This window comes from Pedobacter endophyticus (genome assembly GCF_015679185.1).
Taxonomy (GTDB): Bacteria; Bacteroidota; Bacteroidia; order Sphingobacteriales; family Sphingobacteriaceae; genus Pedobacter; species Pedobacter endophyticus.
The window spans coordinates 2366480-2386288 of the sequence record NZ_CP064939.1; the positions used below are offsets into that span (position 1 = coordinate 2366480).

The following is a 19809-nucleotide window of genomic DNA, read 5'->3' on the forward strand; positions in this document are numbered from 1 at the left end:
TTGTTAAAAATTACCCTTCAGGATGACACAAAATATAACCACTAAGTATTTTATGTCATTTATTGATTTTATGAATAAACTAAAACTGAATGTGACAGAAATATCTTATTAGAAATAATTATATCAAATTTAGACAGCTTTTTAGGTATCAAAGTGGTTAAAAAACAATAAAGCACTATTTTTTCAACGCCTTTTTCGGAAATACCAGCGATGCCACAATACTAATAACCAATATGGCCAAAATCACAATCAGCGAATGTTCGGTGGTAAAGCCCCATTCTTCTAAATAAACATGTCCTAACATTTTGACCCCGATAAAGGCCAAAAGAACAGCCAATCCTGTTTTGAGATAATGAAATTTATGGATAATATTTACGAGTAAAAAGAACATCGATCGTAACCCCATGATGGCAAAAATGTTCGAAAAGAATACAATATAAGGATCTTTGGTTACGGCGAAAATTGCCGGAATGGAATCGACAGCAAAAAGCAGATCGGTAAATTCTACAATCAGCAGCACAATGAAAAGCGGGGTTACATATCGCTTATGATCGATTTTTACGAAGAAGTTTTTGCCCTCATATTTCGGGTGAATTGCAAAAACCTTCGATGCCCACCTTACTACGGGGTGGTGTTCGGGATCGATCTTGTCATCTTCTTCCTTACTGAAAAACATTCTTATGCCCGTTATTACAAGGAAAACACCGAACACATACAATATCCAGGCAAATTTGGCTATTAACGCAGCGCCAACAAAGATGAAGACAAAGCGCATAATAATAGCGCCTAAAATACCCCAGAAAAGTACCCGGTGATAGTATTTTTCTTCTACGGCAAAGGCCGAGAAAATAAGTACGATTACAAAAATATTGTCAACAGAAAGCGCATATTCAATTACATAGCCCGTTAAAAATTCCAGTCCAAGGTTTTGTTTATAAAGCGCTAAGCTGGCATCAAAATTATTGGGATCGAGTAATATGTGGTGCTGGTGCTTAGCAACAATCTCTTTCAAATGGGCAAAATCTTTAATGCCGTGCAATTGATGTCCTTCGGTTAATAAGATAAAGTAAAATCCAATGGCAAGCGCAACCATAATGAAACTCATTACAGCAGCTTGTTTTAAGCTCACAATGTGCTCCTTACGACTGAATAAGCCGAGGTCTAAAGCCAAAACAAGGGTTATAAAAAGCAAAAACCCTAAGCTAAAAAGTAATTCGTTACCCATTATTTTTTACGTTCAGTAGTGTAAAGTACAAGTTGTTCTAATCCTGTTCTGGCTTCGCTGGCCTCAAATTGATGTAAAATAGCGAAGGCTTGATTTTGATATTCTACCATCTTTTCGTTGGCATAGTGAACACCTTGTTGCGCATTAACAAAGTCTATAATCTGTTTTATTTTGGCCGGATCGTCTTGATGGTTTTTCACTAAGTTGATCATTTTCTTCCGATCGGCCTTATCGGCTCTGTTCAGCGCATAAATTAAAGGCAATGTTACCTTTTTTTCTTTAATATCGATGCCTAACGGTTTACCTACGTCGTCGGTTCCAAAATCAAAAGTATCGTCCTTAATTTGGAAGGCAATACCCACCTTTTCGCCAAACAAGCGCATTTTTTCGATTGTTTCATCATCTGCACCCGCCGAGGCAGCGCCCGCAGCACAGCACGAAGCGATAAGGGAAGCGGTTTTTTGTCGGATTACCTCAAAATAAAGTTCTTCCGAAATATCCATCCTCCTCACCTTTTCAACCTGCAAAAGCTCGCCCTCGCTCATCTGCTTCACAGCTTCCGATACTATCTGTAACAATCTGTGTTCGTTATTGTTTACCGATAGCAGCAAACCCTTTGCCAATAAATAATCGCCAACCAAAACCGCTATCTTATTTTTCCATAGGGCGTTAATAGAAAAAAATCCGCGTCGTTCGTAAGCATTATCTACCACATCATCGTGTACCAATGTTGCCGTATGTAAAAGCTCTACCAACGCCGCACCCCGATGTGTAGATTCGGTAATGCCACCGCATAATTTTGCTGCAAAGAACACGAACATCGGTCGCATTTGCTTGCCTTTCTGCTTTACAATGTAATGGGTAATTCTGTCGAGCAATGGCGCATCGCTATGCATAGAATCTTTAAAGGTTTTTTCAAACGCTTTAATATCGGCGGCTATGGGTTTCTTTATCTGTTCGATTCCTGGCATTAGGTCGAAAAATTTTGATTGCAAACTTAAGCTAATTTCCCATAAAACGGTAATGTATAATCAGCATTTGGAGAGGCTACCTGGCGATTTGAATTAGCCAGTGCGATGGATTTATTGCCCCAGGCTAATAACCCAACGCTTTTTACGCACTGCCGTGTACGCTGTTCAGGTTCAAAAAACCATTGAAACGTAATTTATTCACGTTTTATTCTACCAAACGATTACATTTTTCTACCTTGTTTTAAATTATGAAGAAGCGCTACAAGCTTTTACTGGGTTTTTCTGCACTGCTTGTAATGGGGTACTTATTGGGGCCACGACCCAAGAAACCGCTTTACGGCATCAAATTTACGCACCTCCCGGATTTGGACGGCCTGGACCAATATGTTCAGGATACGGAAGCAACGCACCGGATAAAGCCCGGTAATGAGGCCGAAATTGTTTGGGCCGATCCGCTGCACCAACAAACCGAATATGCGGTGGTTTATTTACATGGTTTTTCGGCTTCGAAAATGGAGGGCAACCCCGTGCACCTCAATTTGGCCAAAGCACTAAATGCAAATTTATACCTTGCCCGATTGGTTGATCATGGGCTGGACACGGTTGCACCGATGCGGAATTTCACTGCCGATAGGCTTTGGGAAACCAGCAAGCAAGCGTATGCCATTGGCAAAAAACTGGGCAAAAAAGTAATATTGATCGGCACCTCAACGGGAGGAACGGTTGCATTGAAGTTGGCAGCCATCTATCCCGAGGTTCACAGCTTGATTTTACTTTCGCCGAATGTAGCCATCAACGATAAAAATGCGTGGCTACTTAACGATCCGTGGGGATTACAGATTGCCCGCCGAGTTTTAGGCAGCGCAGAGCGCAGAGTGGATGGCAGAACTGAAGAACATAAGAAATACTGGTACACCAATTACCGCATCGAAGCTTTGGTAGAGCTGCAGGAATTTATAGAAAGCACGATGATAAAAAGCACATTTAAGGCGGTGAAGCAGCCTGTTTTAATGCTTTATTATTATAAAACGGAACTAGAACAAGACCCTGTTGTACGTGTGAATGCGATGCTTAAAATGTTCGATGAACTTGGAACACCGGATCACCTGAAAAGAAAAATAGCTATCCCAAATGCCGGGAATCATGTAATTGGCTCTTATCTGGCCTCAAAAGACCTGGCTAGTGTACAAACAGCCATTACAAGCTTTGTGGAGAATGTGTTGAGCGTTCCTTTAAACCAAAACAATGAAATTAAAACCGCTCTTAATTGAAACTTTATGGCTGTTGACGATAACTGCAGTTAGCACGCTAATATGTTACTTGTTATTTGGAAACGAGATTTTTAAAAACAAGTTAGACATCAATTTACACGATACTTACTTCGTAACCCAGTCGGCGCCGGTAATATTTACTTTAGCTGCTATAATCAGTTTTATCACTTATTTAATCAGAGCAAGTACACAAAGATATACTCTCAAACCTCAAAATTTAATAACCGTCGTTTTAGGCGTCCTTTTAATAGTCCTTTTCTCGCAGTTGATAGCTGTCCTCTCCTATTTCAGTCTTAGTGAGGCAATGAACCAATTTTCAGGTGGGAATAATTTGGGTAACGGTTGGAATGTTTCTCCAAAGTTGGCAACAGTAAAAGATAAAAATGAATTCAATTTTTGGCACGCAGCAACATACATTCTGCTTTTGATCCAGGCGGTTATTGTGTTATCATTATGCAAGGTGTGCTATCATTGGGGAAAAAGTAAGTCAACAGCTATCTCCGATGGATTGCTGAACGACAAAATCTAATCTTTGCTGGTCGTCCTGAGTTTTGATATTTTTCAAAAAAGATCAATGTAACTTGCGTTTGTTTAGTTGTCGTCTTTCCCGCGTAGGCGGGAATCCTAAAGCACAAGGAAAAGCGTTAGCATTAAGATCTCTCCCGAAGTTCGGGAAGGATGACAGCAAGGGTTTTGTTATGCTAAGAGCCGAAGCATCTGTACCTACTTCTTACCGTCATTGCCCACTAATTTAGACAGTGCGTTATTGGTGTTTTGTTTTTCATCGCTTGCGGATCCTTCGCTATGCTACCATTGACGTAATTTCGTAAATACCATAAAAATCGTCCTTTCGACCGAAGTGGAGAAATCTTTGAACCTTAGATAGAGATTTCTCGGCTGCGCTCGAAATGACGACCCTTCTTAAAGCATTCTTCTGAAAAACGACGTCACTCATATTGATTTTACGCAGTAAATTAAAACTCAGGATGACAGCATTAAAACGGTCATCCCAAGCGCCCGTTCATGTAAAGACCTATATCAACCCGAAATATTTTTTACAATCATCTCCGCGTGCACCCTCGAGTTTTCGATAAACAACTTATGCGTGTCAAGTCCGCCACAAACGACGCCAGCCAGATACAATCCTTTTACGTTGGTTTCCATGGTTTCGTCATTATAGGCCGGGCACAGGCTCTCGGGGAGTTCAATTCCAAACTTGCGCAACATGGCGAAATCGGGTTGGTAACCGGTCATGGCGATTACAAAATCATTTGAAATGGTCTTGATTCCATCGGGCGTGCGGATATCCACTTCATTTTCCCTTATTTCCAGCAACTCCGAATTAAAATGAGCGCTTATCGACCCCTCTTTTATTCTGTTCTCGATGTCGGGGCGCACCCAATATTTCACATTCGGGCCAAGCTCGCCACTGCGGATAACCATGGTTACATTTGCTCCTTTTCTGTAGGTTTCTAAAGCGGCATCGACGCCCGAATTATTGGCGCCAACAACCACAACATTTTGAAAAGCGTACAAATGCGGGTCTTTATAGTAATGTGTCACTTTCGGAAGCTCCTCACCTGGTACGTTCATCAACAGCGGCACATCGTAAAATCCAGTGGCCACAATTACGTTATTTGAAGTATAACTGGCCTTTGAGGTGCTCAGTTCAAAAATATCCTCGTTTTTGGTTACCTGCTTAACTGTTTCAAACAGATTTATGTTCAGATTGAATGTTTCGGCTACCCTGCGATAATACTCAACGGCCTCATTGCGATTTGGCTTCGGGTTAATAGTTACAAATGGAACACCGCCGATCTCCAGCTTTTGCGAAGTAGAAAAGAAAGTCATGAAAACAGGGTAGTTGAATAAGCTATTCACCAGGGCCCCTTTTTCGATGATGAGGTAACTAAGACCCGCCTTTTGGGCTTCAATAGCACAAGCCATACCTATTGGGCCAGCACCAATAATAAGGATATCGTAATGATTTTGATTTTCCAATAGATTCTTTTTATTTGTCATTTACCACAATTTTCGCCATTTCGAATCCCGATTTTTTATCGGGAGAGAAATCTGTTGTCTACAAAGTACAAGTTTGACAACTGCCCCCCGTCGGTGGCTTAGGCTCTTCTTGTTTTTTATAGCTTAGGGATTTCTCCTCGCTCCTCGTTGAAATGACGGGTTTATGAACGGTTACGACAAGCTCATTGTGTAATTGTCGTTAAACTTTCATCGCCTTACTTGGGCAGGCAAAGTCGGTTCTTTTTAACCCTGTATTTTTAATTGCGGCATAACCTCCGGCAATATCGATTACATTTTCTACGCCGCGAGATTTTAGTATCGAAGCTGCAATCATCGATCGGTAACCGCCCGCACAATGGATATAATAAGTATTTGCAGGATCAATCTCACCCATCCATTCGTTAATAAAATCTAGCGGACGGCTTAAGGTAAGCTCCAGGTGTTCAGATTCGTACTCGCCCGGTTTACGAACATCCAATGCAGTAACCTCATTTTCTGCGGCCGCCTGCTCAAATGCCTCCGCAGAAACACTTTCAACAGTATCTATTTCCTTGCCAGCGTCCGTCCACCGCTCAAAACCACCATCTAAGTAGCCAATCGTATTATCATAGCCCACCCGTGTTAAACGCGTTATTGTTTCTTGCTCTTTGCCAACCTCAGTAATCAATAAAATCGGTTGCTCAAGGTCGGTAATCAAAGCGCCAACCCAGGGTGCAAACTGACCATTTAAACCGATGTTAATTGCGTTCGGTATAAATCCTTTCGCAAAAATCTGTGGATCGCGGGTATCGAGCATCACCGCACCAGTTTGGTTTGCAGCATCTTCAAAAGCCTGCGGACTTAAAGCTTTCAAACCCTGTTCGTACACGCCGTCGATGCTTTTCACAGCTCCCTTGTTTATTGCCGCATTTTTAGCGAAGTACTGCGGAGGCGGTAAAATACCATCGGTAACCTCTTTTATAAACTGCGTTTTGGTTTGAGCTTTCAAGGCATAATTAACCTGTTTTTGATGCCCAAGTGTATCAAACGTTTCCTTACTCATGCTCTTGCCGCAAGCCGAACCCGCACCGTGAGCCGGATAAACGATAACGTCATCAGCCAAAGGCTTTATTTTATCATTTAAAGAATCGTAAAGCATCCCGGCCAGATCTTCCATTGTTAAATTCCCCTTTTGCGCTAAATCTGGGCGGCCCACGTCGCCTATAAATAAGGTGTCGCCGCTAAAAATGCAGTGATCTTTCCCATTTTCGTCAGTTAACAAGTAGGTCGTCGATTCGAGCGTGTGGCCAGGTGTGTGCAAGGCGGTTACGGTTACATGGCCAATTTTAAACTGTTCCCCGTCTTTAGCAATGTGCGCCTTAAATTCAGTTTTCGCCGTTGGGCCATAAATGATCTCGGCCCCCGATTTCTCGGCCAAATCTACATGACCGGAAACAAAATCGGCATGGAAGTGCGTTTCAAAGATATACTTAATCGTTGCCCCTGCCTTTTCAGCTTTTTTAAGATAGGTTTCTACCTCGCGAAGCGGATCAATAATGGCAGCCTCGCCGTTGCTTTCGATATAATAGGCGGCCTCTGCCAAACAACCGGTATAAATTTGTTCTACTTTCATGTTTTCTTGGGTCATCGCCCGGAGTTATTTCCGGTCCTTGTTTTAAAAGATACTGAACAGCTTCAGCATGATGTGCTATAGTAGCAAAAATAGGGCTAATTCGTAATAATCGGTGAGCTGAAAAACATAATTGCAGAAGTTTTACTCAAAATGATCTAAAAAGTCAACAACTTTCCTGTGGTTTTGCTTAGCTGGAGACTCAGTCGATTATCCTCAGTTCTTCAAGTTAGATCAAATCCTGTGGATACACGTTATTTTTAGCCCCGGGCGTAGCGGCATCCCTGTAGCGTAGCGGAAGGATACGGCGAAGAACGGGAACCAACTTTAATCGGGGCTGATGCCGTTGCGCTTCAAAAACGCATTATTCTAATACTTAAAACGATGCGAGCTTGCGACTACAATTACGGCGCTATACAATAAGATCATTAAGAAAAGGATTTTTAATTAGTCTTTTGTCAGCTCGCCTCGCAACGATTCTTCCATTAAGCTTCGGCTTTCTTCTATGGGTACGCCTAATCCCATCACAAACATTAACTTGGTAACCGTAGCTTCAAAGGTGAGGTCGAACCCGCTCAAAACGCCCATTTTTAACAGTTCGCGGCTTGTTTCGTAACGGCCCAACTGTACCGAACCTTTTTTGCACTGCGAAATATCGATAATTAATTTACCGTTCAAAATTGCCTGACGAAGACTATCTAAAAACCATTGAGCGGTGGTGGTATTGCCCGAGCCAAAGGTTTCGAGGATAATGGCATCTACCTTTGAATCGGTGATGGCCGAAACGGCCTGTGGCGTAATGCCCGGATATAATTTTAAAACGCCAATATTAGCATTAAAGTTAGTGTGTAATGCCAGTTTGCCTTTCGGCGCTTTTAATACATAATTGGTATGAAAGTTCAGGTGCACGCCAGCTTCGGCCAAAACGGGATAGTTTGGAGAGCGGAAAGCCTCAAATTTTTCGCTATTGTATTTAATTGAGCGGTTTCCCCTAAATAACTGGGCATCGAAATAGATACAAACTTCGGGAAAAAGCGATTTTCCGTTTTCTTTTGTTGCGGCAATTTCCAGTGCGGTAATCAAGTTTTCTTTTGCATCAGTCCTGATCTCGCCAATCGGCAATTGGGAACCGGTTAATACAACAGCCTTATCCAAATTCTCGAGCATGAAACTCAATGCCGAAGCTGTAAAAGCCATGGTATCTGAACCGTGAAGAATTACAAAACCATCGTAACTATCGTATTGGTTGTATATTAATTCAGCGATTGTTTTCCATATCTCGGGATCCATGTTCGAAGAATCCAATACCGGATTAAAAGAGTGCACATCTAAATGGTAATCTAAGCGACTTAACTCGGGAACGTTTTCTTTTATTTGCTCGAAATTGAAGGGCACTAACATTCCATTACTGGGGTCGTTCACCATACCGATGGTGCCACCGGTATAAATTATCAGGATCTTGGTCATTTGGTTAAGGTTGCTCAGCGCAAAGAAAGGAAAAATTTATAAACGATGACAGACAATTTTCACATTCACAATTTTTCGAAAAGAAAAATACTTTTATTAGCAGCAACATAAAACTAGCAATAATTAGCTAACACCTGCCGGGCGCAATGCTATTAGGTTAAGGATGAAACAAAAAAATATGGTCATCCTTAGCGCTAATCACTGCAAGATCTGGTAGCTATCGGATTTATTCTTGCCGTCTTTCCCGCGCAGGCGATCCCGAAACTTCGGGATTAATGCAAGTTTGAAAGGCTAGCAGTAAGATCCCCAGTCAAGCTGAGGATGACGACCGTTCATAGTTGGCGCCTTAGACAGCTTATCAATAGCATTGCTGCCCGACGCAGGCGGGAGTTCTCTTTGAACCGAAAAAGGCCAATTTCGAATCCGACAGCTATCGCGTAACGCGACCCATCGGATGACGCGGAAGGTAAACCATTAAACCCCAAATACTTTCTTTGAATTTTCTGTAGTTACATTGGCAATCTCCTCGATAGAAACGCTATAAATATCGGCTAATTTTTGAGCGATGTACACCAGGTAACTGCTTTCGTTCGGCTTACCGCGAAAAGGAACGGGGGCCAGATAGGGCGAATCGGTTTCAAGAACAAGGTTGTGCATCGGAACCTCGCTAAGAACGGTATCTAAGCCAGCCTTTTTATAAGTGACAACACCGCCAATGCCGAGGTAAAAATTGAGATCGATGGCTTGTTTAGCCTGTGCTACGTTGCCGGTAAAACAATGAAAAATACCACGTAACTTTTCATTTCTTTCGCTTTCGAGTACTTCAAAAACCTCATCAAAAGCCTCGCGGCAGTGAATTACAATCGGCAGGCCCAGCGCTTTTGCCCAGCCTATTTGCTTGCAAAAGGCATCTTGCTGAATCTCTAAAGTGGTTTTATCCCAATACAGATCAATTCCGATTTCGCCAATTGCATGAATTTTTCTATCGGCAATGCTGCTGTAAATCTCATCCAAAACCGATAAATAACCTTCTTTAACATCGCATGGGTGCAAACCGGCCATTGCATAGCAGTTGTTTGGATATTTACGCACCAAATCATCAATCATGGCAATAGAAGCCAAGTCAACGTTGGGCAAGAACAGCCGATTTACGTCATTTTCGAAACAACGCTCCATGAGTTGCGCTTGCTTTTCTGCATCTTGCTCGTAATATAAGTGGGTATGTGTATCGGTGAAAATCATTGTTTAGTATCAAGTAATGAGTATCTGGTATCGAGATTTTGCATATCGCTTTATGCTTTGGTCTTTCGGCTTAAATGCCACCCTAAGCGTAGGCGAGGGTTGTAGCAAAACGGGCTTCGACTACGCTCAGCCTGACAAAACTAAATTTTGCATGTAGCTTTAGGCTTTGGTCTTTCGGCTTTCAGTTTAAATGTCACCCTAAGCGTAGTCGAAAGGTTGTAGCAAAACGGGCTTCGACTACGCTCAGCCTGACAAAACTAAATTTTGCATGTAGCTTTAAGCTTTCGGCTTTCAGCTTAAATGTCACCCTAAGCGTAGTCGAGGGTTGTAGCAGAACGGACTTCGACTACGCTCAGCCTGACAAAACTAAATTTTGCATATAGCTTTATGCTTTCGGCTTTCAGCTTAAATGTCACCCTGAGCGTAGTCGAGGGTTGTAGCAAAACGGACTTCGACTACGCTCAGCCTGACAAAACTAAATATAAACTATTTCTTTTTCTTTGGCTTTTTAACTTCGGCCTCCGGACTTTGAACTTCCGACTTTTTCTTTGCTTTTTTATCCTTTGGTTTCAGACTCTCAACTTTAGACTCTGGACTTCGGACTCCCGACTCCAAACTCACTCCCATCTCCTTTTTCAAGAATTTTCCTGTCAGACTGATCGGGTTTTGGATGAGTCCTTCGGGGGTTCCCTCAAAAAGAATCCTTCCGCCGCCTGCGCCGCCTTCTTCGCCCAGGTCGATTACCCAGTCGGCTACCTTAACTACATCGAGGTTATGCTCTATTACCAAAATGGTATTGCCTTTATCAACTAACTCCTGCAATACGCCCAAAAGCACGTTAATGTCTTCAAAATGAAGCCCGGTTGTAGGTTCATCGAGTATATAAAATGTTTTTCCGGTATCTTTTTTAGAAAGCTCTGTAGCTAATTTAACGCGTTGTGCCTCGCCGCCTGATAAGGTAACTGACGATTGGCCCAAAGTGATATAACCCAGACCAACATCTTTAAGTGTTTTAATTTTCCGGTAGATAATTGGAATGTTTTCGAAGAAATCGCAGGCATCCTCAATACTCATATCGAGCACATCGCTGATTGATTTTCCACGGAAACGAACTTCGAGGGTTTCCCGGTTGTATCGCCTTCCTCCGCACTCTTCGCAGGGCACCTGCACATCGGGCAGGAAATTCATTTCGATTACCTTTAATCCGGCACCCTGGCAGGTTTCGCATCTTCCACCCTTTACGTTGAAAGAGAAGCGCCCTGGCTTGTAACCACGAATTTTGGCCTCGGGAAGTTGTACAAAAAGGTTCCTGATATCGGAAAAAACCCCGGTATAGGTTGATGGATTGGAGCGTGGCGTTCTTCCAATTGGTGCCTGATCAATCTCAATCACTTTATCTATTTCCTTTAACCCACTTATTTTCTCGTATGGAAGCGGCGTTTTCTTTGCCCGGAAGAAATGGTGATTCAATATGGGGTAAAGCGTTTCGGTAATTAAACTGGATTTGCCGGAACCTGAAACGCCCGTTACGGCAATAAATTTACCTAGGGGAAAATCGACAGACACTTCTTTAAGGTTGTGCCCGGTAGCTTTAATAATCGACAGTTTATGCCCATTGCCCTTTCTGCGCACCCTTGGCGTCTCAATCTCTTTATCTCCGTTTAAATAGGCAGCGGTTAATGTTTTTGATTTTAAAATATCTTTTGCGGTTCCTTCGGCAACCACGGTGCCACCGTGAATACCTGCGCCGGGACCAACATCAATAACCCAATCGGCCTCCATAATCATATCCTTATCATGTTCAACTACAAGAACAGTGTTTCCCAAATCGCGGAGGTTTTTAAGGGCATTAATTAAGCGTTCGTTATCGCGTTGGTGCAAACCGATACTGGGCTCATCCAAAATGTACATCACGTTCATCAACTGCGAACCAATTTGAGTGGCTAAGCGAATACGCTGTGCCTCACCTCCTGAAAGCGTACGGGCCGTTCTGTCGAGCGTTAAGTAGGTTAAACCTACATCGGTTAAAAAGCCAATTCTCGCTTTAATTTCTTTGAGTATTTCCTTTGCGATGATATTCTGACGTTCCGAAAGCCGTTCGTCAACCTTTTCGAACCATTTGTACAGGTTGCTGATATCCATCGATGCGAGATCGAAAATGTTCATCCCATCGACCTTAAAGTGCAGGCTTTCCTTTTTCAAGCGGGCTCCGTTACATTCGGGACAGGTTTTCAGCTTGCGGAAAGCATCCATGTCATCCGATGCAGATTCGCTTCGCTTTTCGTTCTGCTCTTCCAGCATCTTGATAATGCCGTCGAACGTGATATTATAATTCTGAACGTTCCATTTATTGTATTCTACTTCTACCTTAATTAGATCGTTCGAACCGTTTAAAATGATACCGATTACCTCGTCGCTTAATTTTTCGATGGGTGTAGAAAGTGAGAAAGTGTATTTTTTTGCAAGCGCCTTTAACACCTGAAACATCCAAGTATCGCGGTATTCGCCCAGCGGTGCCAAGCCACCGTTCAGGATGCTCAATTTGGGGTTCGGAATAACGGATTCTTTATCAACCACGAAAATGTAGCCTAAGCCATCGCAGCGTTCGCAAGCACCGTAAGGAGAATTGAACGAAAAGCTGTTTGGCTGTGGTTCATCGTAGGAAATACCGGTTGTGGGGCACATTAAAAACTTACTGAAATGGGCAACATTGTTGTCCTTATCACTTATTTTAATTACGCCTTTACCCATTTTCATTGCGGTTTGTACGGAATCTAACAGGCGTTTTTTATCTTTTGCATCAACAATCAACCTATCGATTACAACTTCAATATCGTGAATTTTGTAGCGGTCGACCTGCATTTTTGCGGCGATGTCTTTTATTTCACCATCCACGCGAACTTTAACATAACCTTGTTTGCGAATTTGCTCAAAAAGCTCGCGGTAATGACCTTTTCTCCCTTTAACAACAGGCGCAAGAATGTTTACGGCCAAGCCGTCAAACTTGTTAAAGATGTTTTGGAGAATTTGATCTTCGCTCATGCGTTCCATTTTCTCGCCGGTGTTGTACGAGTAGGCATCGGCCACGCGGGCATAAAGCAAACGCATGAAATCGTAAATCTCGGTAATGGTGCCAACTGTAGAGCGTGGATTTTTGCTGGTTGTTTTCTGCTCAATGGCAATTACCGGGCTCAAGCCCGATACCTTATCTACATCGGGGCGCTCCATACCGCCCATAAACTGGCGGCTATATGCACTAAAAGTTTCCATGTAGCGACGCTGGCCTTCGGCGTAAATGGTATCGAACGCAAGCGATGACTTTCCGCTTCCACTTAAACCGGTAATAACCACCAGCTGGTTGCGTGGAAAACTGACATCGATATTTTTTAAATTATGTACTCTCGCACCATATACCTCTACATCTTTTTGCTCGCCGAGATCGATAGATTTATTGCTCATATATTGTTGAAAAGTTGGGCGAAACTCAGCCTCAAAAAAGGCAAAATTTCAATCTGCAAAAATGCTAAAAATTTTATCAAAAAGAAAGCCTAAGGCAATCTGTATTAAGGATTAATTGTCATAATGTCGACTTTTGTTTCTAAGGAAACCTGATGATAAACCAAACCGCAAATAGCCATAATGATCTTGAAAATAGATGTTGTAATCGTCTTCGCCATAATAACCAACCGCAGCCATCAGGAACACATTATTCATAAATGGAAAGCTGTAATTAAAATTAACCTCGGCATTTAATCGTTTTGGCAGGTTCGCCAAATTCTTTGTCGCAATTTTATTCACTGCATATGAAACTGCTGTATTTAAACGCCAGGTTTCTTTTTCGGTTTTAACTTTCATGCTGTTTTGGTATCTTTTTTCTATCTGATCGTATTTGCGCCAGGAGAAATTATAAAGTACACGTGTAAAACCAAAGCCTAAATCTAATGCGGGTTCATACTTGAAAAATTTATACCATTGTAAACCAACACGATGATTAAGGGAATAATAACTTTCATTGGCACCGATTGGTGTTAAATTGCCAAAGCGATAAGAAGCGGTTAACGAATTGGCATTGAAATTCCCGTTAATCGTATTAACCGTTCCGTCTGCATTAATTGCATTTTGATCTTGCCCGTTGGAATGATGGGTAAAGGCCAATTCTGCATATTTATAATTTTCGGGGGTAACATTTAGCCTCACATATAACACCCCACCTAATCGATAGCTTGGCGTTCGAACACCTGCCGAAAACTCGTTCCGCACACGAACGGTAAAATCGGGGATTATTGCGAGGGCCACGGGAGATTTATAGCTTCCCAAAAGCATGTAAGTTGTGGTCAATCGGCCGTTTATAACATATTTTGATGGCGCACCAAGTTCTCCAAATGGCGAGGTGTAGGCAAAATCGGCGTTTTCCTTATACAAATTGACATATTGCTTATTGGCATATTCTCTTTTGATCTTGAGCGAATCCTGAGCGTATGACTGAAAACTCAATAATAAAATGGAAAGCAAAACAAAAGTTTTCATCATAGCACATAAACGTTGGTTAACGGATGATGGTTTTTATAATTAGCAATTACTCTACTTGCTATGCACCGGCTTGTTAATTTTTAGTATATTTAGTCAATTTGGGAGTCGTCCGGCAGTTGACACAACTTCTTTAATGAAATGATTAAAATAATGAAACAAATAATAATCAACCTGCCCGTAAAAGACCTTCAAAAATCTGTAGCGTTTTATAAGGCAATAGGATTTGAGCCTCAATATGCCGACGAAAGCACAACGCGTTTGCTGTGGAGTGAACATATTTCGTTGATGATTATGCAGCTGGATAAATTCGCGAACTTTGCAACCAAACCTATTGCGGACACAAGCTCAACAATGGCAGGATATTTTTCGTTAACTGTTGAAAGCATCGAAGAAATGAACGACCTGATGACGAAGGGACTGGAGGCGGGCGGCACGGAATCGAGCGAAAAAAGCGATTACGGCTTTATGCAACAACGAACGCTTGAAGACCTTGACGGGCACACCTGGAACCTGATGTACATCGATTTAGCAAAAATGCCGACAGCTGGGTAGTTGGTGATAAGTGTTTTGCATACAGAAAGGCTCAAAAAATGTACTGATGTAGCCAAACTTCGCAGCTTAATAAACGCAGCTGAATTTTAACGAAGCACTTAAAATTTACGCTGCCTGAGCTAGATTAAATAATAAACAGGGTAATACGTCGTAAATTTAATCTATTGCACCTAAATTTTAACCATGGATACTAAACTCACATTAAAGCTTAATCAAGAAGTTATTGAAAAGGCTAAGTTATATGCGTCTGAAAAGAAATTAAGCTTATCAAGATTGATTGAGAATTATCTTAATTCGTTAACATCTGATAAATCTAAAAATGAATTAGAAATCTCGCCTTTCGTAAAAAGTCTTACTTCGGGAGTAAAAATTCCTGCTGATTATGATTATAAAAAAGACCGTGTAGATTATTTAAAAAAATAAGCAAAATTATTTCCGATCTATAGATTAGATATCAATAAAGAAGGAAACACAAAGGGGAAACAGGGAGGCTACTAAAACCTTCGAATTGGATAATTTGCAGAACACATATTTTGTACGTATTTTTGTACAAAATAAAATACAAAGTTATGATGATTACAAGTGTTTCTGACTTTAGAAAAGATATCAAATCTTATTTAGACCGGGTAGCAAAAAATTTTGATACGTTAATTGTTAACCGAGGGAAAGAATCTGGAATCGTAGTGATGTCGCTGGAAGAGTACAATTCATTAATGGCTACCAATCACGAATTGTCGTCAAGAAAAAACGAAAGCAGATTGGATACTGCAATTGCCAAGTTGAAAAAGAAGGAAAGCTATGCCAAGGATTTAATTGAAGAATAGTATGAAATATACTTTCGTAGATGAATCTTGGGAGGATTATTTGTATTGGCAAAAAACAGACAAAAAGAAACTTAAAAGAGTTAACGATCTATTAAAGGACATTTCCAGAAACCCTTTTGAGGGAATTGGAAAGCCAGAGCCCTTGAAGCATAAGTATTCTGGTTTTTGGTCAAGAAGAATTGATGAGGAACACCGTTTAATTTACAGATACGCGGAAGGTGAGATTGAAATCGCAAAATGCCGATTCCATTATGATTAGATAAGATTCTGTAATTTATTTACCACACAATCGTTGTACCATTTTCCGTTGGGTGGCCAGTGCAAACCAAAACCCTGCCCCTTTCAATTTCATCATCTGTAAGTACTTCGTTGTAATCCATGCGCACGCCACCCTTTGTGCAAGTAGCGGTACAGGTGCTGCACACGCCTCCGCGACAACTGTAAGGAAGTTTAATTTTATGCTCGAGCGCTACATCTAAAATCCGCTTTGGCCAGGGAATGTCGAGGTTGTAAATTTCACCCTTAAAATTTAAAACCACTGAATAGGTGTTTTTATCAACAAGCTTTTCCGAACTGTCGTCCTCATCAACCTCATCCTCGGGCAAAACAAAGGTTTCCCGCTTTATTTGCTGAAGATCGAAACCCATCCCTAATAAGGTAATCCTGCATAAATCCATGTAAATAATCGGACCGCAGGTATAAAACATGGCGTTTTCTTTTTCGAAAGTTAAATGTGCTTTGATTAATTTCTCGATATAAAATTTATTTAACCGGGCCGTCATCAGGTTTTTGCTGTTGCTAAAGATCCAGATGATTTTTAAGCGCTCGGGATAGTTGCTTTGCCATTGGAGCAGTTCATCGTAAAATAATGCATCGTCTTTCGATCGGTTACTGTACACCAATGTAACCAACGAATTTTGCTCGCGAACCAAAGCCGTTTTTAAGATAGAGAATAAGGGCGTGATACCCACCCCGGCGGCAAAAAGGAAAAGATCTTTTTTTAAGTTTTGATCCGGAAGGTAACTAAACAAACCTTGCGGTTCTTGCGCATAAAGAATATCGTTAACCGCAGTTTTATGATGGAGGTATCTCGAAATTTCGCCATTCTCGACACGTTTAACGGTAATGGCCAAAGGTTCGTCAACATCGGGAGAACTATTAAATGAATAAGATCGCCTGATTTCGCCATGCTTTCCCTCAAAAACCAGCGAAATAAACTGCCCCGCCAAATATTTTGGATAGGGTTGATCTACCTCCGCAAGCTGAAAAGTAACGTTTTCGCCGGGCTGGTTGATAATCTTGTCGATGCGAAGTTTGTACATAATGCAAAGAAAGGAAAAAAGTTTGGAGTTGGGAGTTGGGGGTGGTGAGTTTGGAGTTGGGAGGTTGGAGTTGGGAGTTGGGAGTCTGAAAGTCAAAGATAAAGTGTAAAGCAGACTAAAGTGCGAGATCGGGAAGCCGAAAGCTAAATCTTTTTAAAAAATGCAAGCCCCTTTAGGGGTTGGGGGCAAAAAAAAACGTCCCGATGCAAAATCGGGACGCCTTACCAAATGCGTGTCTTTATCTTAATTTATTATCCAGCGTTATACGCCAATAATACCCGCGGTTTTTCGTATCCGTAACGTTTGGGATGCTCCATAATCTGTTTCATCGAAATTACCTTATAAACGTAGCCGCCGGTTTCACGGTTCAGCTTCATTTTGTAGTAATTGTCTTGATTTTGATTATTGATCTGCTTGCGCAAGCGCACATCGCCTACATTGTAAGCAGCTGCAACGAGGGTCCAACTCTCTAAGCCCTTATACATTTCTTTAATGTACTTGCATGCTGCAATTGTCGATTTACGCAGGTTATAGCGATCATCAACTTTGTTGTTTACCCTTAAGCCGTAGCTTCGGGCTGTACCGGGCATAAATTGCCAAATGCCGGCTGCACCTTTTGGCGAAACCCCGCCTGCCATTCCCGATTCAACTAATGCTAAATACTTGAAATCGTTCGGGATTCCGTACGCTGCTAAAATGGGCTCGATAATGGGAAACCATTTAGCGGCTTTTTTGTGCAAAAGATTTGTTTGCGTGTTCTTGTAACTGTGTGCGGCAAGAATTCTTTTCATCTTTCTTTCTACCTTTTTATCGCCTAAAGGCAAGGTTTCATCCGCGAAATTCAACTGTGCCATTAATGATTGCCGTTTCGCAACTTTTTCAACCTTTGGACTGTCAGTTTTTGTAATTGTAGAGCTTAATTTTTCTTCCTTAAAAAGACTTTTTTGCGTTAAGGGCATTTGGTAAGTGAACACTTTTGCCAGAATTAATAGTGTTGCCACTACCGATAATGGTACGATGTGTTTCTTTAACATCTTCCTCCTTTTTTTGGTGAAACTTAATAAAAACGTGGGCAAAGTTAGAAAACAATAAGCACATTATCAAATAGTTACAAAAATAACCCTGAAAATCGGCCTTTAAAGTACTTTAAACCTGCATTTTAAATTTTGAAAATTGAACTATTTTTTGTATTTTAGACGTTATTTTTGAGCTGTATTTTTCGATGCCAATAATTGTATTGTTCATCTATTTTTCATAAATTTGCTGCCCGCATTTTAGATGTGGTTAAAGGCGTATCATGATAAACAAAAACAATAGGAACAGTCGGGATGACAAGTCCAAACCGGGCAACCGGAGAACGGAAGGGAGAAGCAATTCTACCGGTTCTGACCGAAAAACAACTGACGATCGGGAAAACAGATTCAACAAATCGTCCGATTCAAAAGAGAACTTCAAACCCAGAGGTTCAAACAACAAAGACTTCAAATCAAAATCTTTCGGAAACAAACCAGATTTTAAGCCAAGAAGTGGAAGCCGCGATTTTAAATCAAAAGACACGGAACCTCAGAGCTTCAAATTTGGCGACCGCGAATTTAAATCGAAAGATGCTAACTCGAGATCAGAAGATCGCGGATACAAATCAAAGGAAAGTGGATCGAGAGAATACAAGCCAAGAACAGGAGAACGTGATTTTAAATCAAGAGAAGGCGGGCCAAGAGATTACAAGCCGAGAACAGGGGAACGAAATTTCAAATCTAAGGATGGAGATTCGAGAGATTTTAAACCGAGGACTGGAGAACGGGATTACAAAACGAGAGGTGGAAAACCTGACTTTAAGCCAAGTGCCGGAAGCTCAAGAGATGTAAAACCAAGAGAACAAAGAGAAGGCGACACTCGTCCTTTCAGAAAACGTGAAGATGCAAGGCCGAGAGATACGGAGTTTAACCGCCCGGAGCGGACCGTTATTGCGCCTGCCCGTAAAACAAATGAAGAGAAAGGCTTAATTCGCCTAAATAGATATATATCCAATGCCGGCATCTGCTCTCGCCGCAAAGCCGATGAGTTAATTGCCGCTGGCGTGGTTACGGTAAACGGTGAAGCCATAACGGAGCTGGGCCATAAAGTTGACCCTGCAAAAGATTTGGTTCGTTACAATGGCGAGCTATTGAAACGCGAAAAGAAAGTTTACGTGTTATTAAATAAACCGAAAGACTACATTACTACAACCGACGATCCGCAGGAGCGCCGTACAGTAATGCAGTTGGTTGATAAGGCAAGCCGTGAGCGCATTTACCCGGTTGGCCGCTTAGATCGCAACACAACGGGCTTATTGTTAATGACCAACGATGGCGATTTGGCAGATAAACTATCGCATCCAAAAAACGGCATCACAAAGATTTATAATGTTGAGCTGGATAAATCACTATCTCAAGGCGATTTAAATAAAATTGCCTTTGGTTTGGAGCTTGAGGATGGCCTGATTAAACCTGATAACATTTCTTATGTTGCAGGTGGCACAAAAAAAGAGATTGGCATACAGATCCACAGCGGTAAAAACAGAATCGTTCGTCGTATTTTCGAACATTTAGGTTACAGTGTAGAAAAACTAGACCGGGTTGTATACGGCAATTTAACAAAAAAAGATTTGCCTCGTGGCAGATGGCGTTATCTTGAAGATCATGAATTGATCCAGATAAAGCATTTGATTAAATAAACAGAAAAGGTTGCCTGAAAAGGCAACCTTTTTTGCTGGTGAAGAATGTTAGTTTAAATCA

At 41.5% G+C, this 19809-nt stretch carries 17 protein-coding genes; 7 read left to right on the forward strand and 10 right to left on the reverse strand.

The features are described 5' to 3' along the window. Positions 1-175 precede the first annotated feature (175 nt). Together IZT61_RS09475 and IZT61_RS09480 are read right to left on the reverse strand one after the other, a co-directional pair. On the reverse strand, positions 176-1225 hold the full coding sequence (locus tag IZT61_RS09475) for a TerC/Alx family metal homeostasis membrane protein (protein ID WP_196100898.1): 1050 nt from the start codon (positions 1223-1225) through the stop codon (positions 176-178). Beyond that, positions 1225-2196, reverse strand: coding sequence for a polyprenyl synthetase family protein (locus tag IZT61_RS09480; protein WP_196100899.1), 972 nt, complete (start codon positions 2194-2196; stop codon positions 1225-1227). The genes IZT61_RS09475 and IZT61_RS09480 overlap by 1 nt, the downstream gene beginning before the upstream one ends. Positions 2197-2444: 248 nt before the next feature. Here IZT61_RS09480 and IZT61_RS09485 point away from each other — a divergent pair, with 248 nt between their 5' ends. After that, positions 2445-3467: an alpha/beta hydrolase gene (locus IZT61_RS09485; RefSeq protein WP_196100900.1), complete on the forward strand. Its 1023-nt coding sequence runs from the start codon at positions 2445-2447 to the stop codon at positions 3465-3467. After that, a complete protein-coding gene (locus IZT61_RS09490; protein WP_196100901.1) occupies positions 3442-3996 on the forward strand; it encodes a hypothetical protein in 555 nt (184 codons plus the stop codon). The genes IZT61_RS09485 and IZT61_RS09490 overlap by 26 nt, the downstream gene beginning before the upstream one ends. Positions 3997-4505: 509 nt before the next feature. On the opposite strand, the gene IZT61_RS09495 is transcribed toward IZT61_RS09490, so the two are convergent. The 6 genes from IZT61_RS09495 to IZT61_RS09520 form a co-directional block, all read right to left on the reverse strand. Then, positions 4506-5489 carry a YpdA family putative bacillithiol disulfide reductase gene (locus tag IZT61_RS09495; RefSeq protein ID WP_196100902.1) on the reverse strand — a complete coding sequence of 328 codons (984 nt, stop codon included), beginning with the start codon at positions 5487-5489 and terminating at the stop codon, positions 4506-4508. Between the two features lie 199 nt (positions 5490-5688). Continuing rightward, a complete protein-coding gene (locus IZT61_RS09500; RefSeq protein ID WP_196100903.1) occupies positions 5689-7101 on the reverse strand; it encodes an MBL fold metallo-hydrolase in 1413 nt (470 codons plus the stop codon). Positions 7102-7545: 444 nt separating this feature from the next. Continuing rightward, the gene (locus tag IZT61_RS09505; RefSeq protein ID WP_196100904.1) at positions 7546-8565 is read right to left on the reverse strand and encodes an asparaginase; all 1020 of its coding nucleotides are present in this window, start codon (positions 8563-8565) and stop codon (positions 7546-7548) included. A 474-nt stretch (positions 8566-9039) separates the two neighbouring features. Then, positions 9040-9807, reverse strand: coding sequence for a TatD family hydrolase (locus tag IZT61_RS09510; protein WP_196100905.1), 768 nt, complete (start codon positions 9805-9807; stop codon positions 9040-9042). A 486-nt stretch (positions 9808-10293) separates the two neighbouring features. After that, the gene (gene uvrA / locus IZT61_RS09515) at positions 10294-13266 is read right to left on the reverse strand and encodes an excinuclease ABC subunit UvrA (RefSeq protein ID WP_196100906.1); all 2973 of its coding nucleotides are present in this window, start codon (positions 13264-13266) and stop codon (positions 10294-10296) included. A 111-nt stretch (positions 13267-13377) separates the two neighbouring features. Beyond that, complete coding sequence (locus tag IZT61_RS09520) at positions 13378-14337, reverse strand: hypothetical protein (protein WP_196100907.1); 960 nt, start codon at positions 14335-14337, stop codon at positions 13378-13380. Between the two features lie 150 nt (positions 14338-14487). On the opposite strand from IZT61_RS09520, the gene IZT61_RS09525 reads away from it, so the two are divergent. From IZT61_RS09525 to IZT61_RS09540, 4 genes are all read left to right on the forward strand, one after another. Then, positions 14488-14889: a VOC family protein gene (locus IZT61_RS09525; protein ID WP_230383919.1), complete on the forward strand. Its 402-nt coding sequence runs from the start codon at positions 14488-14490 to the stop codon at positions 14887-14889. Positions 14890-15072: 183 nt separating this feature from the next. After that, positions 15073-15312 (forward strand): DUF6364 family protein, encoded by a 240-nt coding sequence (locus IZT61_RS09530; RefSeq protein WP_196100908.1) that lies wholly within the window; start codon positions 15073-15075, stop codon positions 15310-15312. Positions 15313-15458: 146 nt separating this feature from the next. Next, positions 15459-15713, forward strand: a complete 255-nt coding sequence (locus tag IZT61_RS09535) for a type II toxin-antitoxin system Phd/YefM family antitoxin (RefSeq protein ID WP_196100909.1) — start codon at positions 15459-15461, stop codon at positions 15711-15713. Position 15714: 1 nt separating this feature from the next. Continuing rightward, positions 15715-15972, forward strand: a complete 258-nt coding sequence (locus tag IZT61_RS09540; protein ID WP_196100910.1) for a Txe/YoeB family addiction module toxin — start codon at positions 15715-15717, stop codon at positions 15970-15972. A gap of 19 nt (positions 15973-15991) precedes the next feature. Here the strand turns inward: IZT61_RS09540 and IZT61_RS09545 are convergent, their stop codons facing one another. Then, the gene (locus tag IZT61_RS09545) at positions 15992-17035 is read right to left on the reverse strand and encodes a ferredoxin--NADP reductase (protein WP_196100911.1); all 1044 of its coding nucleotides are present in this window, start codon (positions 17033-17035) and stop codon (positions 15992-15994) included. A 251-nt stretch (positions 17036-17286) separates the two neighbouring features. Next, a complete protein-coding gene (locus IZT61_RS09550; protein ID WP_196100912.1) occupies positions 17287-18069 on the reverse strand; it encodes a lytic transglycosylase domain-containing protein in 783 nt (260 codons plus the stop codon). A 263-nt stretch (positions 18070-18332) separates the two neighbouring features. On the opposite strand from IZT61_RS09550, the gene IZT61_RS09555 reads away from it, so the two are divergent. Next, complete coding sequence (locus tag IZT61_RS09555) at positions 18333-19748, forward strand: pseudouridine synthase (RefSeq protein WP_196100913.1); 1416 nt, start codon at positions 18333-18335, stop codon at positions 19746-19748. The last annotated feature ends 61 nt before the right edge of the window (positions 19749-19809 follow it).